Annotated in this window: 16 protein-coding genes and 2 tRNA genes; 17 read left to right on the top strand and 1 reads right to left on the bottom strand. The window is 58.0% G+C overall.

Annotated elements, in window-relative coordinates; translation table 11 throughout:
* Position 1 precedes the first annotated feature (1 nt).
* Complete coding sequence (greA, locus tag OC445_RS02555) at positions 2-478, top strand: transcription elongation factor GreA (protein ID WP_032873232.1); 477 nt, start codon at positions 2-4, stop codon at positions 476-478.
* A gap of 28 nt (positions 479-506) precedes the next feature.
* On the top strand, positions 507-911 hold the full coding sequence (locus tag OC445_RS02550; protein ID WP_054898019.1) for a hypothetical protein: 405 nt from the start codon (positions 507-509) through the stop codon (positions 909-911).
* A 9-nt stretch (positions 912-920) separates the two neighbouring features.
* Here the strand turns inward: OC445_RS02550 and OC445_RS02545 are convergent, their stop codons facing one another.
* On the bottom strand, positions 921-1,229 hold the full coding sequence (locus OC445_RS02545; protein ID WP_003176146.1) for a YhbY family RNA-binding protein: 309 nt from the start codon (positions 1,227-1,229) through the stop codon (positions 921-923).
* 107 nt (positions 1,230-1,336) lie between these two features.
* Between OC445_RS02545 and rlmE the strand changes: the two genes are divergently transcribed.
* The 15 genes from rlmE (at position 1,337) to pnp (ending at position 16,637) form a co-directional block, all read left to right on the top strand.
* Positions 1,337-1,987: a 23S rRNA (uridine(2552)-2'-O)-methyltransferase RlmE gene (gene rlmE / locus OC445_RS02540; RefSeq protein ID WP_014719954.1), complete on the top strand. Its 651-nt coding sequence runs from the start codon at positions 1,337-1,339 to the stop codon at positions 1,985-1,987.
* Between the two features lie 200 nt (positions 1,988-2,187).
* Complete coding sequence (ftsH, locus tag OC445_RS02535; RefSeq protein ID WP_034127004.1) at positions 2,188-4,098, top strand: ATP-dependent zinc metalloprotease FtsH; 1,911 nt, start codon at positions 2,188-2,190, stop codon at positions 4,096-4,098.
* A gap of 8 nt (positions 4,099-4,106) precedes the next feature.
* On the top strand, positions 4,107-4,958 hold the full coding sequence (folP, locus tag OC445_RS02530) for a dihydropteroate synthase (protein ID WP_054898020.1): 852 nt from the start codon (positions 4,107-4,109) through the stop codon (positions 4,956-4,958).
* A gap of 16 nt (positions 4,959-4,974) precedes the next feature.
* Positions 4,975-6,312, top strand: a complete 1,338-nt coding sequence (gene glmM / locus OC445_RS02525; RefSeq protein ID WP_003194195.1) for a phosphoglucosamine mutase — start codon at positions 4,975-4,977, stop codon at positions 6,310-6,312.
* A 66-nt stretch (positions 6,313-6,378) separates the two neighbouring features.
* The gene (tpiA, locus tag OC445_RS02520) at positions 6,379-7,134 is read left to right on the top strand and encodes a triose-phosphate isomerase (protein ID WP_003194193.1); all 756 of its coding nucleotides are present in this window, start codon (positions 6,379-6,381) and stop codon (positions 7,132-7,134) included.
* 4 nt (positions 7,135-7,138) lie between these two features.
* Positions 7,139-7,522 (top strand): preprotein translocase subunit SecG, encoded by a 384-nt coding sequence (secG, locus tag OC445_RS02515; protein WP_003194191.1) that lies wholly within the window; start codon positions 7,139-7,141, stop codon positions 7,520-7,522.
* Positions 7,523-7,544: 22 nt separating this feature from the next.
* A tRNA-Leu gene (locus OC445_RS02510) sits at positions 7,545-7,630 on the top strand.
* Between the two features lie 96 nt (positions 7,631-7,726).
* Positions 7,727-7,803, top strand: a tRNA-Met gene (locus OC445_RS02505).
* A gap of 140 nt (positions 7,804-7,943) precedes the next feature.
* Positions 7,944-8,402 (top strand): ribosome maturation factor RimP, encoded by a 459-nt coding sequence (gene rimP, locus OC445_RS02500; RefSeq protein ID WP_032873230.1) that lies wholly within the window; start codon positions 7,944-7,946, stop codon positions 8,400-8,402.
* Positions 8,403-8,449: 47 nt separating this feature from the next.
* Complete coding sequence (gene nusA, locus OC445_RS02495; RefSeq protein ID WP_003194187.1) at positions 8,450-9,931, top strand: transcription termination factor NusA; 1,482 nt, start codon at positions 8,450-8,452, stop codon at positions 9,929-9,931.
* Between the two features lie 27 nt (positions 9,932-9,958).
* Positions 9,959-12,475 carry a translation initiation factor IF-2 gene (infB, locus tag OC445_RS02490; RefSeq protein WP_003194185.1) on the top strand — a complete coding sequence of 839 codons (2,517 nt, stop codon included), beginning with the start codon at positions 9,959-9,961 and terminating at the stop codon, positions 12,473-12,475.
* A gap of 159 nt (positions 12,476-12,634) precedes the next feature.
* Complete coding sequence (gene rbfA, locus OC445_RS02485; RefSeq protein WP_003176137.1) at positions 12,635-13,030, top strand: 30S ribosome-binding factor RbfA; 396 nt, start codon at positions 12,635-12,637, stop codon at positions 13,028-13,030.
* 3 nt (positions 13,031-13,033) lie between these two features.
* On the top strand, positions 13,034-13,951 hold the full coding sequence (truB, locus tag OC445_RS02480; protein ID WP_014719950.1) for a tRNA pseudouridine(55) synthase TruB: 918 nt from the start codon (positions 13,034-13,036) through the stop codon (positions 13,949-13,951).
* A gap of 115 nt (positions 13,952-14,066) precedes the next feature.
* The gene (rpsO, locus tag OC445_RS02475) at positions 14,067-14,336 is read left to right on the top strand and encodes a 30S ribosomal protein S15 (protein ID WP_003177875.1); all 270 of its coding nucleotides are present in this window, start codon (positions 14,067-14,069) and stop codon (positions 14,334-14,336) included.
* A gap of 195 nt (positions 14,337-14,531) precedes the next feature.
* Positions 14,532-16,637 (top strand): polyribonucleotide nucleotidyltransferase, encoded by a 2,106-nt coding sequence (gene pnp, locus OC445_RS02470; protein WP_003194180.1) that lies wholly within the window; start codon positions 14,532-14,534, stop codon positions 16,635-16,637.
* The last annotated feature ends 123 nt before the right edge of the window (positions 16,638-16,760 follow it).

Genomic DNA, 16,760 nt, shown 5'->3' with positions numbered 1-16,760 from the left:
CATAACCAAATACCCGATGACCGTTCAGGGCGCGCGCGCCCTGGAAGAGGAGCACGCCCATCTGACCAAGGTCGTACGTCCAAAGCTGAGCCAGGACATCGGTACGGCCCGCGAACTGGGTGACTTGAAGGAAAACGCCGAATACCACGCTGCTCGCGAGCAGCAGGGTATGGTCGAGGCGCGGATTCGTGACATCGAAGGCCGTATGCAGAATGCGGTGATCATCGATGTCACCACCATTCCGCATACCGGCAAGGTGATTTTCGGCACGACCGTGGAAATCGCCAACGTCGAGACCGACGAAAGCGTGACCTACCAGATCGTGGGTGAGGATGAGGCTGACTTCAAGCAAGGCAAGATCTCTGTCGGCTCACCGATTGCTCGCGCCTTGATTGCCAAGGAAGAAGGCGACGTGGTTGCCGTGAAAACGCCGAGCGGTGTCATTGAGTACGAGATTGTCGAAGTTCGTCACATCTGAAAGGCGGCGCCCGCTGCGTGCGGGCGCCATGCTTTGGCAGCTCTCTCAGATGCTTTGGGTGGGTGGCCTATGGCTGTTACATATTGGCGTGTTGCCGGCGTTGGGCCTGATTGGCCTGGCGCCGCTGCTGATCGATGAGATCGACGGATTGCTGAGTGCGTTGCTGGTGGGTTTTGCGGCGGCGTGCGTGATGCTTCAGGCGTTGGTGCTGATCACGGCCGAAGGCTTGAAGAGTTTGTGGCGGGATATTCGCGGCCAACTGCTGTTGATGGCGCTGTATGCATGCGCAATGTTTTGTATGGTGCATGTGTGGCTGCCGCAAGCGTTGCGCTGGCAGTTGTTCAGCTATCTTGTGCTAGGGTTCTCTGGCTTGGTGCTGGTTGCGCAGCCTGCGCCGGGATGGAGTGGCGGGGCGCGCGAAGCACGCCCTTGACCCTTTTCATCATTTGAAGCGATGAACGTTCGACAGTTGCTTGTTGACGCTGAAGTTCTTGCGATACAGCAGCGCCATCTTGCCGATGACCTGAACCAGGTCCGCTTTGCCGACCTTGCACAGTTCTGCAACGGCAGCCAGGCGCGCTTCGCGATCAAGGATGTTGACCTTGATCTTGATCAGTTCGTGATCGTTCAGTGCGCGCTCGAATTCGGCTAGCACACCCTCAGTCAAACCGTTGTCTGCCACAATCAGAACTGGTTTCAGATGGTGGCCAATGGATTTGTACTGTTTCTTCTGCTCTTGAGTGAGCGGCATAATCTGACCCCTGCGTCTGATCTTGTAAAAAGCGGCGGCCAGTTTACCCGAGCGAGTCCGGGACCGCCCAGTTAATCACGACCCGTTTTATTTTTTCGAGGTGGCCCGTGGCCCGTTCCAAAACCAGCCTTAAGTGGCTACAAGAACATTTCAATGATCCTTACGTCAAAAAGGCGCAAAAGGACGGCTACCGTTCCCGGGCCAGCTACAAGCTGCTGGAGATCCAGGACAAGGACAAATTGATTCGTCCAGGCATGAGCGTTATTGATCTCGGCGCGGCCCCCGGTGGCTGGTCCCAGGTGACCAGTCGTCTGATTGGTGGGCAAGGCCGATTGATCGCTTCGGACATCCTCGAGATGGATAGCATCCCGGACGTGACCTTTGTTCACGGCGATTTTACCGAGGACAAAGTATTGGCCGAGATCCTGGAGGCTGTGGGAAATTCGCAGGTAGACCTTGTGATTTCCGACATGGCCCCCAATATGAGTGGATTACCGGCTGTTGATATGCCGCGTGCCATGTTCCTGTGTGAACTGGCGCTGGATCTGGCGGGTCGGGTGTTGCGTCCGGGTGGCGATTTCCTGGTGAAGGTGTTCCAGGGCGAAGGTTTCGACGAGTACCACAAGAACATTCGCAAGTTGTTCGACAAGGTACAGACACGCAAGCCGGACTCATCCCGTGACCGGTCCAGGGAGCAGTATCTGCTGTGCCGTGGCTTCCGCGGTGTCGAAGGCGCGGCAAGTGAAGAGCGTTTTTGAGAAATTCGAGGGGGGCGATAGGTTTTTTTATATCGCTTTCGTCACGAAGCTTTACGAATATTGTGTAGTCAAAGTTTCACAAAGGGTTACAGACGGCGCCTGCCAGAGTTGTAGGTAATGTAGTAAGTTAGGCCGGTGAATATCATGCGAAGCGCGCGCCAGTAGCGGAGCTTGCTTCAGAGGGTAGTTAATTGAACGATATGGCAAAGAATCTGATCCTGTGGTTGATCATCGCGGCTGTCCTGGTGACGGTGATGAACAACTTCTCCAGCCCTAACGAGCCGCAGACCCTCAACTATTCCGACTTCATCCAGCAAGTTAAGGATGGCAAGGTCGAGCGCGTAGCGGTTGATGGCTACGTGATTACCGGTAAGCGCAACGATGGCGACAGCTTCAAGACCATTCGTCCTGCCATTCAGGACAACGGTCTCATCGGTGACCTGGTGGATAACAAGGTCATTGTGGAAGGCAAGCAGCCTGAACAGCAAAGCATCTGGACCCAGCTCCTGGTGGCCAGCTTCCCGATCCTGGTGATTATCGCCGTGTTCATGTTCTTCATGCGCCAGATGCAAGGTGGTGCGGGAGGCAAGGGCGGGCCGATGAGCTTCGGCAAGAGCAAGGCGCGCCTGCTCTCCGAAGATCAGGTGAAGACCACCCTGGCTGACGTTGCAGGTTGCGACGAAGCCAAGGAAGAAGTCGGCGAGTTGGTCGAGTTCCTGCGTGATCCGGGCAAGTTCCAGCGCCTGGGTGGCCGTATTCCTCGCGGTGTGCTGATGGTGGGCCCGCCGGGTACCGGTAAAACCTTGCTGGCCAAGGCGATTGCCGGCGAAGCCAAGGTGCCTTTCTTCACGATTTCCGGTTCTGACTTCGTCGAGATGTTTGTCGGCGTCGGCGCCAGCCGCGTTCGCGATATGTTCGAGCAGGCCAAGAAGCACGCGCCATGCATCATCTTTATCGACGAAATCGATGCCGTTGGTCGCCATCGTGGCGCTGGCATGGGTGGCGGTCACGATGAGCGTGAGCAGACCCTCAACCAGTTGCTGGTAGAGATGGATGGTTTCGAGATGAATGACGGCATTATCGTCATCGCCGCAACCAACCGTCCGGACGTGCTGGACCCTGCGTTGCTGCGTCCGGGCCGTTTCGACCGCCAGGTTGTGGTCGGCCTGCCGGACATCCGTGGCCGTGAGCAGATCCTGAAAGTACACATGCGCAAGGTGCCGATGGGTGACGACGTGGCTCCGGCTGTGATCGCCCGTGGTACTCCCGGCTTCTCCGGTGCTGACCTGGCAAACCTGGTCAACGAGGCGTCGCTGTTCGCTGCCCGTACTGGCAAGCGCATCGTTGAGATGAAAGAGTTCGAATTGGCGAAAGACAAGATCATGATGGGCGCCGAGCGCAAATCCATGGTCATGTCCGAGAAAGAGAAGCAGAACACCGCTTATCACGAGGCCGGCCACGCCATTGTAGGTCGCGTTGTGCCAGAGCATGACCCCGTCTACAAAGTGTCGATCATTCCCCGTGGTCGGGCACTGGGCGTGACCATGTTCCTGCCGGAAGAGGATCGTTACAGCCTCTCCAAGCGTGCGCTGATCAGCCAGATCTGCTCGCTGTATGGTGGCCGTATTGCTGAAGAAATGACCCTTGGCTTCGACGGTGTGACCACTGGTGCCTCCAATGACATCATGCGTGCCAGCCAGATCGCACGAAACATGGTGACCAAGTGGGGCTTGTCGGAAAAACTCGGCCCATTGATGTACGCCGAAGAAGAAGGCGAAGTGTTCCTCGGCCGTGGCGGCGGTGGGCAAAGCGCCAGCTTCTCGGGTGAGACAGCCAAGCTGATCGACTCCGAGGTTCGCAGCATCATTGACCAGTGCTACGGCACGGCCAAGCAGATCCTGACTGACAACCGTGACAAGCTGGACGCCATGGCTGATGCGTTGATGAAGTACGAAACCATCGATGCCGACCAGATCGACGACATCATGTCGGGCCGTACGCCGCGTGAGCCGCGCGACTGGGAAGGTGGTTCGGGTACTTCGGGCACTCCGCCTGTGGTGCAGAATGAGCGCCCTGAAACGCCTATCGGCGGCCCGGCAGCTGATCACTAAGGTTTGAAATGACTTCTGCTTTGTCCTCTACCCGGTTGCCTTGCGGCAACCGGGTTCTTGATTTGGCCCGGACGCATGTCATGGGCATCCTCAATGTAACCCCTGACTCCTTTTCCGATGGTGGCCGCTTCAGCCAGTTGGATGCCGCGTTGCGTCATGCGGAGGCTATGGTGGCTGCCGGTGCGACCCTGATTGATGTGGGTGGGGAATCGACCCGCCCCGGCGCCCGCGTTGTTTCTCCTTTGGAGGAGCTAGAGCGGGTGGCGCCCGTGGTCGAACGTATTGCCCGTGAGCTGGATGTCATCATCTCGGTAGACACCTCCACCCCGGCAGTGATGCGCGAAACCGCGCGGCTGGGGGCTGGGTTGATCAACGATGTGCGTTCGCTGCAGCGTGATGGAGCCCTTGATGCGGCCGCCGCAACGGGCCTGCCCGTCTGTCTGATGCATATGCTGGGTGAGCCCGGCAACATGCAGGACAATCCGCACTACGACGATCTGGTCGGCGAGGTGAGTGGGTTTCTTGCTGAGAGGATTGCCCAATGTGTGGCTGTGGGTATTGCGCCGGAGCAGATCATCCTCGATCCGGGGTTTGGCTTTGCCAAGACCCTGCAGCACAATCTAAGCCTGTTCAAACACATGGAAGCGCTGCACGCCCTTGGTCGCCCGCTGTTGGTCGGTGTTTCGCGCAAGAGCATGATAGGGCTCGCCCTGAATCGCCCGGTCGGCGAACGCCTGTATGGCGGCTTGGCGCTTGCGGCGCTTGCCGTGACCAAGGGCGCACGTATTTTGCGTGTGCATGATGTCGCCGAAACGGTCGATGTGGTGCGCATGCTCGCTGCTGTAGAATCAGCTGAATAAGAATGATGGAGCACTTATGACTAAAAAATATTTTGGCACCGACGGCATTCGTGGTCGGGTCGGCGAATTTCCGATCACTCCTGATTTCATGCTCAAGCTGGGTTGGGCGGCAGGCATGGCGTTCCGCAGCATGGGCGCGTGTCGCATCCTGGTGGGCAAGGACACCCGTATTTCGGGCTACATGTTTGAGTCTGCGCTGGAGGCCGGGTTGTCCGCCGCCGGGGCCGATGTGATGCTGTTGGGGCCTATGCCCACGCCGGCAATCGCTTACCTGACGCGTACCTTCCACGCTGAAGCCGGTATTGTGATCAGCGCCTCCCACAATCCTCATGATGACAATGGCATCAAGTTTTTCTCGGGGCAAGGCACCAAGCTGCCTGACGAGATCGAGTTGATGATCGAGGAGCTGCTGGACGCGCCGATGACGGTGGTCGAGTCCAGCAAGCTGGGCAAGGTGTCGCGCATTAACGACGCGTCAGGCCGCTATATCGAATTCTGTAAAAGCAGCGTCCCGAGCAGCACCAATTTTGCAGGCTTGAAGATTGTTGTCGATTGCGCCCATGGGGCGACCTACAAGGTGGCGCCGAGCGTCTTCAAGGAGTTGGGCGCACAGGTCACCGTGCTGTCGGCTCAGCCCAACGGCTTGAACATCAACGACAACTGCGGTTCCACCCACATGGAGCAGCTGCAGGCTGCTGTGCTGGCTGAGCATGCGGACCTGGGCATCGCTTTTGATGGCGATGGCGACCGCGTGCTGATGGTGGATCACACTGGCACGATCGTGGATGGTGATGACCTGTTGTTCATCATTGCCCGTGACCTGCATGAGCGTAACAAGCTGCAAGGTGGCGTGGTCGGCACCCTGATGAGTAATCTCGGGCTGGAATTGGCGTTGGCAGAACTGGGGATTCCCTTTATTCGCGCCAATGTCGGTGACCGCTACGTGATCGCCGAGCTGCTGGAGCGTAACTGGTTGGTCGGCGGCGAGAACTCCGGGCACGTGGTCTGCTTCCAGCACACCACCACGGGTGACGCGATCATCGCCGCGCTACAGGTGCTGTTGGCCCTGCGTCGCCGCGAGGAGAGCCTGGCCCAGGCGCGTCAAGCCCTGCGCAAGTGCCCGCAAGTGCTGCTCAATGTGCGTTTTGCCGGTGGCGAAAACCCCATCGAGCACCCTGCTGTCAAAGAGGCTTGCGAGCGCGTGACCCAGGCAATGGCGGGGCGCGGGCGTGTGTTGCTGCGCAAGTCCGGCACAGAGCCGCTGGTGCGTGTGATGGTCGAAGGCGAGGACGAAACACAGGTTCGCGGCCATGCCGAAGACCTGGCAAAACTGGTAACTGAAGTTTGCGCCTGAATTCGGCTTGCCAGTGATGATGTGGTTGGGTAACATCTGCGCCCACTTTGACCGACGGGGTACAGCATGCGTCGCACTATGGTAGCTGGTAACTGGAAGATGCACGGTACCCGCGCCAGTGTCGCTGAGCTGATCAACGGCCTTCGTCACTTGGCCTTGCCTAGCGGTGTTGACGTCGCGGTGTTCCCGCCTTGCTTGCATATCAACCAAGTGGTTGATGGCTTGAAGGGCAAGTCGATTCAGGTCGGCGCGCAGAACTCTGCGGTAGAGCCGATGCAAGGTGCGTTGACCGGCGAGATTTCGCCGAGTCAGCTGGTTGATGCGGGTTGTTCCTATGTGCTTGTCGGGCACTCCGAGCGTCGCCAGATGATGGGCGAGCGGGATGGGACGCTCAACCGCAAGTTCGCCGCAGCACAGGCTTGTGGCTTGATTCCGGTGTTGTGCATAGGGGAGACCCTTGAGCAGCGCGAATCGGGCAAGACTCTTGAAGTTGTCTCGCGTCAGCTGGGCAGCATCATCGAGGAGCTGGGTGTTGGTGCATTTGCAAAGGCAGTTATTGCTTACGAGCCGGTCTGGGCCATTGGCACCGGGCTGACTGCTACACCGCAACAGGCGCAGGATGTGCACGCAGCCATCCGCGCGCAGTTGGCGGCAGAGAATTCTGAAGTCGCACAAGGTGTGCGGCTTCTATACGGCGGCAGCGTGAAGGCGGCCAATGCGGTCGAACTGTTCGGCATGCCGGATATCGATGGGGGGCTCATTGGTGGAGCTTCCCTGAATGCAGATGAGTTCGGTGCGATCTGTCGCGCCGCGGGAAACTGAAAAAATGCTGGAAACAGTCGTAGTCGTTTTTCATCTGTTGGCTGCCCTGAGCGTAGTTGCTCTGGTTTTGTTGCAACAGGGTAAAGGTGCGGATGCTGGTGCGTCTTTCGGTGCAGGTGCTTCAAATACTGTGTTCGGAAGCCAAGGTTCCTCTACCTTTCTTAGTAAGTTTACTGCTATACTTGCCGCAGGTTTCTTCATAACCAGCTTAGGGTTAGGTTACTTTGCTAAAGAGAAAGCTCATGTGCTGACTCAAGTAGGTTTGCCAAACCCAGCGGTGTTGGAAGTTCCAAAAGCAAAACCGGCTTCTGATGATGTCCCGGTGCTTCAAGAGCAAAAGTCGGCTACTCCAGCGACTGACGTACCTCCAGCTCAAGAGCAGAAGTAGGAAGGGTTGTAAGCGCTGTATTGCCGAGGTGGTGGAATTGGTAGACACGCAACCTTGAGGTGGTTGTGCCCATAGGGTGTAGGGGTTCGAGTCCCCTTCTCGGTACCAATTATCAGGAGAGCCCGCTGTTGCGGGCTTTCTTGTAGGTGGAAGGTTACATTGACCCTGTAAGGGATCGGTCGTATACTTCCGCCCCAGCTTTGTCGCGGGGTGGAGCAGTCTGGTAGCTCGTCGGGCTCATAACCCGAAGGTCGTCGGTTCAAATCCGGCCCCCGCAACCAGTTTTAGCGGAGCCCCTTTTAAGGGGCTTTTTGTTAGCTGGACACTTTCAACGCCGCTGTTCGACGGCGTTTCAAGGATGGGCGTTTCGCCCATTTTTTTATTTTGCACAGCATGCACATACATGCACGAGGGGGTTCAGGTGTCGAGCAAGCTAGAAGAGTTGCAGGCCTTGTTGGCCCCGGTGGTCGTGGCCCTAGGCTATGAATGCTGGGGTATTGAGTTTTCGGCTCAAGGTCGCCACTCAATGTTGCGCGTTTATATCGATAAAGAGGGCGGCGTGCTGGTGGACGATTGTGCCATTGTCAGCCGTCAGATCAGCGGTGTGCTGGATGTTGAAGATCCAATCTCCGTTGAATACACCCTTGAAGTTTCCTCGCCAGGCATGGAACGCCCACTGTTCACTATCGAGCAGTTTGCTAAATATGCCGGTGAACAAGTGAAGATCAAGCTGCGCTCCCCCTTTGAAGGGCGACGCAACTTTCAGGGCCTTCTGCGCGGTGTAGAAGAGCAGGATGTCGTGGTGCAGGTAGAAGACCACGAGTTCCTGTTGCCGATCGATATGATCGACAAGGCCAACATTATTCCCAGTTTTGACTGAGACGCGGATCCCGCGGATCCAATGGCTTGCGAAAGGCGAGGCGTACGATGAGCAAAGAAGTACTGCTGGTTGTTGAGTCGGTATCCAATGAAAAGGGTGTACCGGCAAGCGTGATTTTTGAAGCGTTGGAGCTGGCCCTGGCCACTGCTACCAAGAAACGTTTTGAAGACGAAGTAGATCTGCGTGTGGAAATCAACCGCCACACCGGTGCCTATGAGACTTTCCGTCGCTGGACGGTGGTCGAAGAGGACGATCTTGATGATCCGGCCATCGAAACCTGGCCAAGCAAGGTTGCGCAAACGCATCCGGGCGCTCAGGTTGGCGATGTTGTCGAAGAAAAGATCGAGTCGATCGAATTCGGCCGTATTGCTGCACAGACCGCCAAGCAGGTCATCGTGCAGAAGGTTCGCGAAGCCGAGCGCGCTCAAGTCGTTGACGCCTATCGCGAACGCCTGGGTGAAATCATCTCTGGCACCGTGAAAAAAGTTACCCGCGATAATGTGATCGTTGACCTGGGCAACAACGCCGAAGCGTTGCTGGCCCGCGAAGACATCATCTCTCGCGAAACCTTCCGTGTCGGCGTGCGTCTGCGTGCGCTGCTCAAGGAAATCCGCACCGAGAACCGCGGCCCGCAGTTGATCCTGTCGCGTACCGCGCCGGAAATGCTGATTGAGCTGTTCCGTATCGAAGTGCCGGAAATCGCCGAAGGCCTGATCGAAGTGATGGCTGCGTCCCGTGACCCGGGTTCGCGTGCCAAGATCGCGGTCCGCTCCAAGGACAAACGCATCGACCCGCAAGGCGCTTGCATCGGGATGCGCGGTTCGCGCGTCCAGGCAGTGTCGGGCGAATTGGGCGGTGAGCGTGTGGACATCGTCCTGTGGGACGATAACCCGGCGCAGTTCGTGATCAACGCCATGTCGCCAGCTGAAGTGGCGGCAATTATCGTTGACGAAGATGCCCATGCAATGGACATCGCCGTTGGCGCAGACAATCTGGCTCAGGCCATTGGTCGTGGTGGTCAGAACGTGCGTCTGGCCAGCCAACTGACCGGCTGGACCCTGAACGTGATGACCGAATCGGACATCCAGGCTAAGCAGCAAGCTGAAACCGGTGACATCCTGCGCAACTTCATCGAAGAGTTGGAAGTCGATGAAGAACTGGCACAGGTGCTGGTAGATGAAGGCTTCACCAGCCTGGAAGAGATTGCCTACGTACCGTTGGAAGAAATGCTCAACATCGACGGCTTTGACGAGGATATCGTCAACGAGCTCCGCGCTCGGGCCAAGGATCGTTTGTTGACTAAAGCCATCGCTACTGAGGAAAAGCTGGCAGACGCCCATCCGGCCGAAGACCTGCTCTCGCTTGAGGGTATGGACAAGGATTTGGCGATGGAACTGGCGGTGCGCGGCGTAATTACCCGCGAAGACCTGGCCGAGCAGTCTATTGACGATCTGCTCGACATCGACGGCATTGACGAAGATCGTGCCGGCAAGTTGATCATGGCCGCCCGAGCCCATTGGTTCGAGTAATTAGGCGCGGCCTGAGGAGAGAAGTGCATGACGCAAGTCACGGTGAAACAACTGGCCGATGAGGTCAAAACACCGGTAGAGCGCCTGTTGCAGCAGATGCGTGAGGCAGGTCTGCCGCACACCGCCGCCGATGAAGGTGTGAGCGATAGTGAGAAGCAGTCTTTGCTGACTCACTTGAAGAGCAGCCACAAGGCGAAAGTGGAAGAACCGCGCAAGATTACATTGCAGCGCAAAACCACCAGCACCCTGCGGGTTGCAGGTAGCAAGAGCATCAGCGTTGAAGTACGCAAGAAGAAAGTCTTCGTACAGCGCAGCCCGGAAGAAATCGAAGCCGAGCGCAAACGCGAGCTGGAAGAACGTCGCGCAGTAGAAAATGCTGCACGTCAGAAGGCTGAAGAAGAAGCCAAGCGTCGCGCCGAAGAAGAAGCGCGTCGCCAGCCTGCTGCTGCGCAACCTGCTGCCACTGACGCGGTCGCCGCCCCTGTTGAAGCTGTGCGTGAGGCTGCCCCGGCTGCCGCCGCACCTGCTCCTGCAGCAGACGCCCGCAAGCGCGACGAGCCTCGTCGTCCGGACAAACCACGTGCTGACGACAACAATCGTCGCGGTGGTGGTGGCGATGGCGAGCGTAAAAACGCTCCGCACCGCGCCTCGGTCAAAGAGAAAGCGCCTGCGCCACGCGTTGCCCCACGTACCACCGACGAAGAAAGCGATGGCTTCCGTCGTGGTGGTCGCGGCAAGGCCAAGCTGAAGAAGCGCAACGCCCACGGTTTCCAGAGCCCAACCGGCCCTGTCGTGCGTGAAGTGAAGATCGGCGAGACCATCACTGTGGGCGATCTGGCCCAGCAAATGTCGGTCAAGGCTGCTGAAATCATCAAGTTCATGTTCAAGCTGGGCACTCCAGCCACCATCAACCAGGTACTGGACCAGGAAACTGCCCAGTTGGTTGCTGAAGAGCTGGGCCACAAAGTGACCTTGGTCAGCGACACCGCCCTGGAAGATTCCCTGGCCGAGTCCCTGAAGTTTGAAGGCGAGGCAGTTTCCCGTGCACCGGTTGTGACCGTAATGGGCCACGTTGACCACGGTAAGACTTCCCTGCTCGACTACATCCGTCGTGCCAAGGTTGCTGCGGGCGAAGCCGGTGGTATTACCCAGCACATCGGTGCATACCACGTTGAAACCGAGCGCGGCATGGTCACCTTCCTCGACACCCCAGGTCACGCCGCGTTTACCGCAATGCGTGCCCGTGGTGCCAAGGCGACCGACATCGTGATCCTGGTGGTTGCAGCGGACGACGGCGTAATGCCGCAGACCATTGAAGCTGTCCAGCACGCCAAGGCTGCCGGTGTTCCTCTGGTCGTTGCCGTGAACAAAATCGACAAGCCGGGCGCCGATCTCGATCGCATCCGTAGCGAACTGTCGGTTCACGGCGTGACGTCCGAGGAATGGGGTGGCGAGACGCCATTCGTATCGGTCTCGGCGAAAATGGGTACCGGCGTTGACGAACTGCTCGAAGCGGTCCTGTTGCAAGCCGAAGTCCTGGAACTGACCGCTACTCCATCGGCTCCTGGCCGTGGCGTCGTGGTTGAGTCCCGTCTCGACAAGGGCCGTGGCCCGGTTGCCACCGTGCTGGTCCAAGACGGTACCCTGCGCCAAGGCGACATGGTACTGGTCGGTTCGAACTACGGCCGTGTACGTGCCATGCTCGACGAGAACGGCAAGCCAATCAAGGAAGCAGGTCCTGCTATCCCAGTCGAGATTCTCGGCCTGGACGGTACGCCGGACGCTGGCGACGAGATGAGCGTAGTGGCTGATGAGAAGAAAGCCCGTGAAGTGGCTCTGTTCCGTCAAGGCAAGTTCCGCGAGGTCAAGCTGGCCCGTGCTCACGCCGGCAAGCTGGAAAACATCTTCGAGAACATGGGCCAGGAAGAGAAGAAGACGCTTAACATCGTCCTCAAGTCTGACGTTCGTGGTTCCCTCGAAGCGTTGAACGGCGCCTTGAACGGCCTGGGTAACGACGAAGTGCAAGTGCGCGTTGTCGGTGGCGGTGTCGGTGGTATCACCGAATCCGACGCCAACCTGGCACTGGCTTCCAACGCTGTACTGTTCGGCTTCAACGTGCGTGCCGATGCTGGCGCTCGCAAGATCGTCGAGCAGGAAGGCCTGGACATGCGTTACTACAACGTCATCTACGACATCATCGAAGACGTCAAGAAAGCCCTTACCGGTATGCTTGGCAGCGACGTCCGGGAGAACATCCTGGGTATCGCCGAGGTGCGTGACGTGTTCCGCTCGCCGAAATTCGGTGCGATCGCCGGCTGCATGGTGGTTGAAGGCACTGTGTACCGTAACCGTCCAATCCGTGTACTGCGTGAAGACATCGTTATCTTCGAAGGCGAGCTGGAATCCCTGCGCCGCTTCAAGGATGACGCTGCCGAAGTACGTGCCGGCATGGAATGCGGTATCGGCGTCAAGAGCTACAACGACGTCAAGGTTGGCGACAAGATCGAAGTCTTCGAGAAGGTTCAGGTTGCTCGCAGCCTCTAACTCGCGCACTTCAGGAGCCGCGCAGCGTGTGGGCATGCAGATGCCCCGCACAGTGTCAGGACTCTAAACGCAACGCCCGGTCTGGCTTTTGTCAGGCCGGGCGTTTGCCGCTTTCAGACCCCACGGGTTTCACCGTGTGGCAGTAACAGGTAACAAGACATGGCAAAAGAATACAGCCGTACCCAGCGTATCGGCGATCAGATGCAGCGTGAGCTGGCCCAACTGATCCGCCGCGAAGTCAAAGACCCACGCGTTGGCCTGGTCACCATTACCGCTGTTGAAGTGAGCCGTGACGTGGGTCACGCCAAGATCTTCATCACCGTAATGGGGCAGGACAACAGCGAAGAAATCGCGCAAAGCATCAAGGTGCTCAACTCCGCCGCAGGTTTCCTGCGTATGCAGTTGGCCCGTGAAATGAAGCTGCGCAGCGTTCCACAGTTGCACTTCCACTACGACGAAAGCGTCGTGCGTGGCGCGCACCTGTCGGCCCTGATCGAGCGCGCCGTGGCTGAAGACAGCCAGCATCCGTCCACACCTGAAGACGCCAAGGAGTAAGCGGTGGCTCAGGTCAAACGTATTCGTCGCAACGTCAGTGGCATCATTCTGCTCGACAAACCCATTGGCTTTACCTCCAATGCCGCGTTGCAGAAGGTTCGCTGGCTGCTCAACGCCGAGAAGGCCGGGCATACCGGCAGCCTTGATCCATTGGCCACCGGTGTATTGCCGTTGTGCTTTGGCGAGGCCACCAAGTTTTCGCAATACCTGCTTGATTCCGACAAGGGTTACGAAACCCTGATGCAACTGGGCAAGACCACCACCACGGCGGATGCCGAAGGTGATGTTTTGCAGGTTCGCGACGTGACCGTTGGTCGTGCGGATATCGAAGCTGCCTTACCCGCTTTTCGTGGGCAAATCAGTCAGATACCGCCGATGTACTCGGCACTCAAGCGCGATGGCCAGCCACTTTACAAGCTGGCACGTGCGGGCGAAGTAGTGGAGCGCGAACCGCGTTCTGTTACTATTGCGCGCTTGGAATTGCTCGCTTGTGAAGGCGACACTGCCCGTTTGGCCGTGGACTGCAGCAAAGGCACCTATATCCGTACTCTGGTGGAAGATATTGGTGAAAAGCTCGGTTGCGGCGCGTACGTTGCAGAACTGCGACGCACCCAGGCCGGGCCTTTCAGTCTGGCCCAGACGGTCACGCTGGAAGAGTTGGAAGCGGTACACGCCGAGGGCGGCAATGAAGCGGTTGATCGCTTCCTCATGCCATCGGACAGCGGTTTGCTCGATTGGCCGCTGCTGCACTTCTCGGAGCACAGCGCGTTCTACTGGCTCAACGGCCAGCCGGTACGCGCCCCGGATGCCCCGAAGTTCGGCATGGTGCGAGTACAGGATCATAACGGTCGCTTTATCGGTATCGGTGAAGTGAGCGAAGACGGGCGCATCGCGCCGCGTCGGCTGATTCGGTCAGAATGACCGAACGAGTGTGGCTGTTAACAGGCATGGTCAACACTCATTTTTAGATACAGGGATTTGTCCCTGGCCTGTTGAAACTGCCCTTTGGGTGGTTTCCTGAAAAAAGGATTGCCTCATGGCTCTCGACGTTCAAGAAAAAGCACAAATCGTAGCTGACTATCAGCAAGCTGTTGGTGACACTGGTTCGCCAGAAGTGCAAGTTGCACTGCTGACCCACAACATCAACAAACTGCAAGGTCACTTCAAGGCCAACGGTAAAGACCACCACTCCCGTCGTGGTCTGATCCGCATGGTAAACCAGCGCCGTAAGCTGCTGGACTACCTGAAAGGCAAGGATCTGGGTCGTTATCAGACTCTGATCGGTCGCCTGGGTCTGCGTCGCTAATAAGCGATTGCGCTAGAGGTTGGTTGTCTGCCGCGTGTCATCGGGATTCCCGGTGGCCCGTGGTAGGCTCCCAGCCTCAAGTTTTATCTGGATACACGTTTTACCCTGGACGAGCGTCGGGCCGATTCCCGGCATTGCCCAAGAATTTCGCAAGAAGACAAGTTCCCCCAAGAGCCACAAAGAAGGTAGGACACCGTGAACCCGGTTATCAAAAAATTCCAGTTCGGTCAGTCGACCGTTACCCTCGAGACAGGCCGTATCGCCCGTCAAGCCTCCGGCGCAGTGCTGGTTACCGTTGACGACGACGTGACCGTACTGGTGACCGTTGTTGGCGCCAAGACCGCTGACCCGAGCAAGGGCTTCTTCCCTCTGTCCGTTCACTACCAGGAAAAGACTTACGCTGCCGGTAAGATCCCTGGCGGTTTCTTCAAGCGCGAAGGCCGTCCTTCCGAGAAAGAAACCCTGACTTCCCGACTGATCGACCGTCCGATCCGTCCGCTGTTCCCAGAAGGCTTCATGAACGAAGTGCAGGTTGTCTGCACCGTCGTTTCCACCAGCAAGAAGACCGATCCGGACATCGCTGCGATGATCGGTACCTCGGCTGCCCTGGCCATCTCCGGTATTCCTTTCGATGGCCCGATCGGCGCTGCCCGCGTTGCGTTCCACGAAAGCACCGGCTACCTGCTGAACCCGACTTACGAGCAACAGAAAGCCTCGAGCCTGGACATGGTCGTTGCCGGTACGTCCGAAGCCGTATTGATGGTTGAATCGGAAGCCAAAGAGCTGACCGAAGACCAGATGCTGGGTGCCGTACTGTTTGCTCACGACGAGTTCCAGGTTGTGATCAACGCGGTTAAAGAATTGGCTGCCGAAGCTGCCAAGCCGACCTGGACCTGGGCTGCTGCCCCGGAAGCCACCGAACTGCTGGGCGCTATCCGCTCCGAGTTCGGCGCTGCCATCTCCGACGCCTACACCATCACCGTCAAGGCCGACCGCTACGCTCGCCTGGGTGAGCTGAAGGACCAGGTCGTTGCCAAGCTGTCCGGTGAAGAAGGCCAGCCTTCTTCCAGCGAAGTCAAAGCTGCTTTCGGTGAGATCGAATACCGCACCGTTCGCGAAAACATCGTTAACGGCAAGCCACGTATCGACGGTCGCGACACCCGCACCGTGCGTCCGCTGAACATCGAAGTCGGCGTTCTGCCGAAGACTCACGGTTCGGCGCTGTTCACCCGTGGCGAAACCCAGGCCCTGGTCGTTGCGACCCTGGGTACTGCCCGTGACGCACAACTGCTGGACACCCTGGAAGGCGAGAAAAAAGACCCCTTCATGCTGCACTACAACTTCCCTCCGTTCTCGGTGGGCGAGTGTGGTCGTATGGGCGGCGCGGGTCGTCGTGAAATCGGTCACGGCCGTCTGGCTCGTCGTTCGGTTCAGGCCATGCTGCCTGCCGCTGACGTGTTCCCGTACACCATCCGTGTCGTATCGGAAATCACCGAGTCCAACGGTTCCAGCTCCATGGCTTCGGTCTGCGGTGCTTCCCTGGCTCTGATGGACGCCGGTGTGCCAATGAAGGCGCCGGTTGCCGGTATCGCCATGGGCCTGGTTAAAGAAGGCGAGAAGTTCGCCATCCTGACCGACATCCTGGGTGACGAAGACCACCTGGGCGACATGGACTTCAAAGTAGCCGGTACCGCCAAAGGTGTGACCGCGCTGCAGATGGACATCAAGATCAAAGGCATCACCGAAGAGATCATGGAAATCGCCCTGGGCCAAGCCCTGGAAGCGCGCCTGAACATCCTCGGCCAGATGAACCAGATCATTGGTCAGTCCCGCACCGAACTGTCGGAAAATGCTCCGACCATGATCGCGATGAAAATCGACACCGACAAAATCCGTGATGTCATCGGTAAAGGCGGCGCGACCATCCGTGCGATCTGTGAAGAGACCAAGGCTTCGATCGACATCGAAGACGACGGTTCGATCAAGATCTTCGGCGAAACCAAGGAAGCGGCTGAAGCAGCACGCCAGCGCGTCCTGGGTATCACCGCTGAGGCTGAGATCGGCAAGATCTACGTTGGTAAGGTTGAGCGCATCGTCGACTTCGGCGCGTTCGTCAACATCCTCCCGGGCAAAGACGGTCTGGTTCACATCTCCATGCTGAGCGATGCTCGTGTTGAGAAAGTGACCGACATTCTGAAAGAAGGCCAGGAAGTGGAAGTGCTGGTACTGGACGTGGACAACCGCGGCCGTATCAAGCTGTCCATCAAGGACGTAGCAGCAGCCAAGGCTTCGGGCGTTTAATCACCCGCAGGCTTCACGCTGAAAAAAGGACTCCTCGGAGTCCTTTTTTTATGGGCGCGAGAAAATGAAGCAGAATCAGCTGTTTAGCGTCGCCCAAAAGCCGCAACTTGCATGCAGGCACGA

It is taken from the genome of Pseudomonas sp. Pse35, from assembly GCF_024519715.1.
Taxonomy (GTDB): domain Bacteria; phylum Pseudomonadota; class Gammaproteobacteria; order Pseudomonadales; family Pseudomonadaceae; genus Aquipseudomonas; species Aquipseudomonas paracarnis.
The sequence above is the reverse complement of the archived record's forward strand: the minus strand, read 5'-3'. Positions and strand labels throughout refer to the sequence as shown.

What these genes read in the sequence shown, in the direction of transcription:
- OC445_RS02550 (WP_054898019.1), top strand. Translation starts at nt 507, where the DNA reads ATGCTTTGGCAGCTCTCTCAGATGCTTTGGGTGGGTGGCCTATGGCTG.
- OC445_RS02545 (WP_003176146.1), bottom strand. Translation starts at nt 1,229, where the DNA reads ATGCCGCTCACTCAAGAGCAGAAGAAACAGTACAAATCCATTGGCCAC.
- ftsH (WP_034127004.1), top strand. Translation starts at nt 2,188, where the DNA reads ATGGCAAAGAATCTGATCCTGTGGTTGATCATCGCGGCTGTCCTGGTG.
- folP (WP_054898020.1), top strand. Translation starts at nt 4,107, where the DNA reads ATGACTTCTGCTTTGTCCTCTACCCGGTTGCCTTGCGGCAACCGGGTT.
- glmM (WP_003194195.1), top strand. Translation starts at nt 4,975, where the DNA reads ATGACTAAAAAATATTTTGGCACCGACGGCATTCGTGGTCGGGTCGGC.
- tpiA (WP_003194193.1), top strand. Translation starts at nt 6,379, where the DNA reads ATGCGTCGCACTATGGTAGCTGGTAACTGGAAGATGCACGGTACCCGC.
- secG (WP_003194191.1), top strand. Translation starts at nt 7,139, where the DNA reads ATGCTGGAAACAGTCGTAGTCGTTTTTCATCTGTTGGCTGCCCTGAGC.
- nusA (WP_003194187.1), top strand. Translation starts at nt 8,450, where the DNA reads ATGAGCAAAGAAGTACTGCTGGTTGTTGAGTCGGTATCCAATGAAAAG.
- infB (WP_003194185.1), top strand. Translation starts at nt 9,959, where the DNA reads ATGACGCAAGTCACGGTGAAACAACTGGCCGATGAGGTCAAAACACCG.
- rbfA (WP_003176137.1), top strand. Translation starts at nt 12,635, where the DNA reads ATGGCAAAAGAATACAGCCGTACCCAGCGTATCGGCGATCAGATGCAG.
- rpsO (WP_003177875.1), top strand. Translation starts at nt 14,067, where the DNA reads ATGGCTCTCGACGTTCAAGAAAAAGCACAAATCGTAGCTGACTATCAG.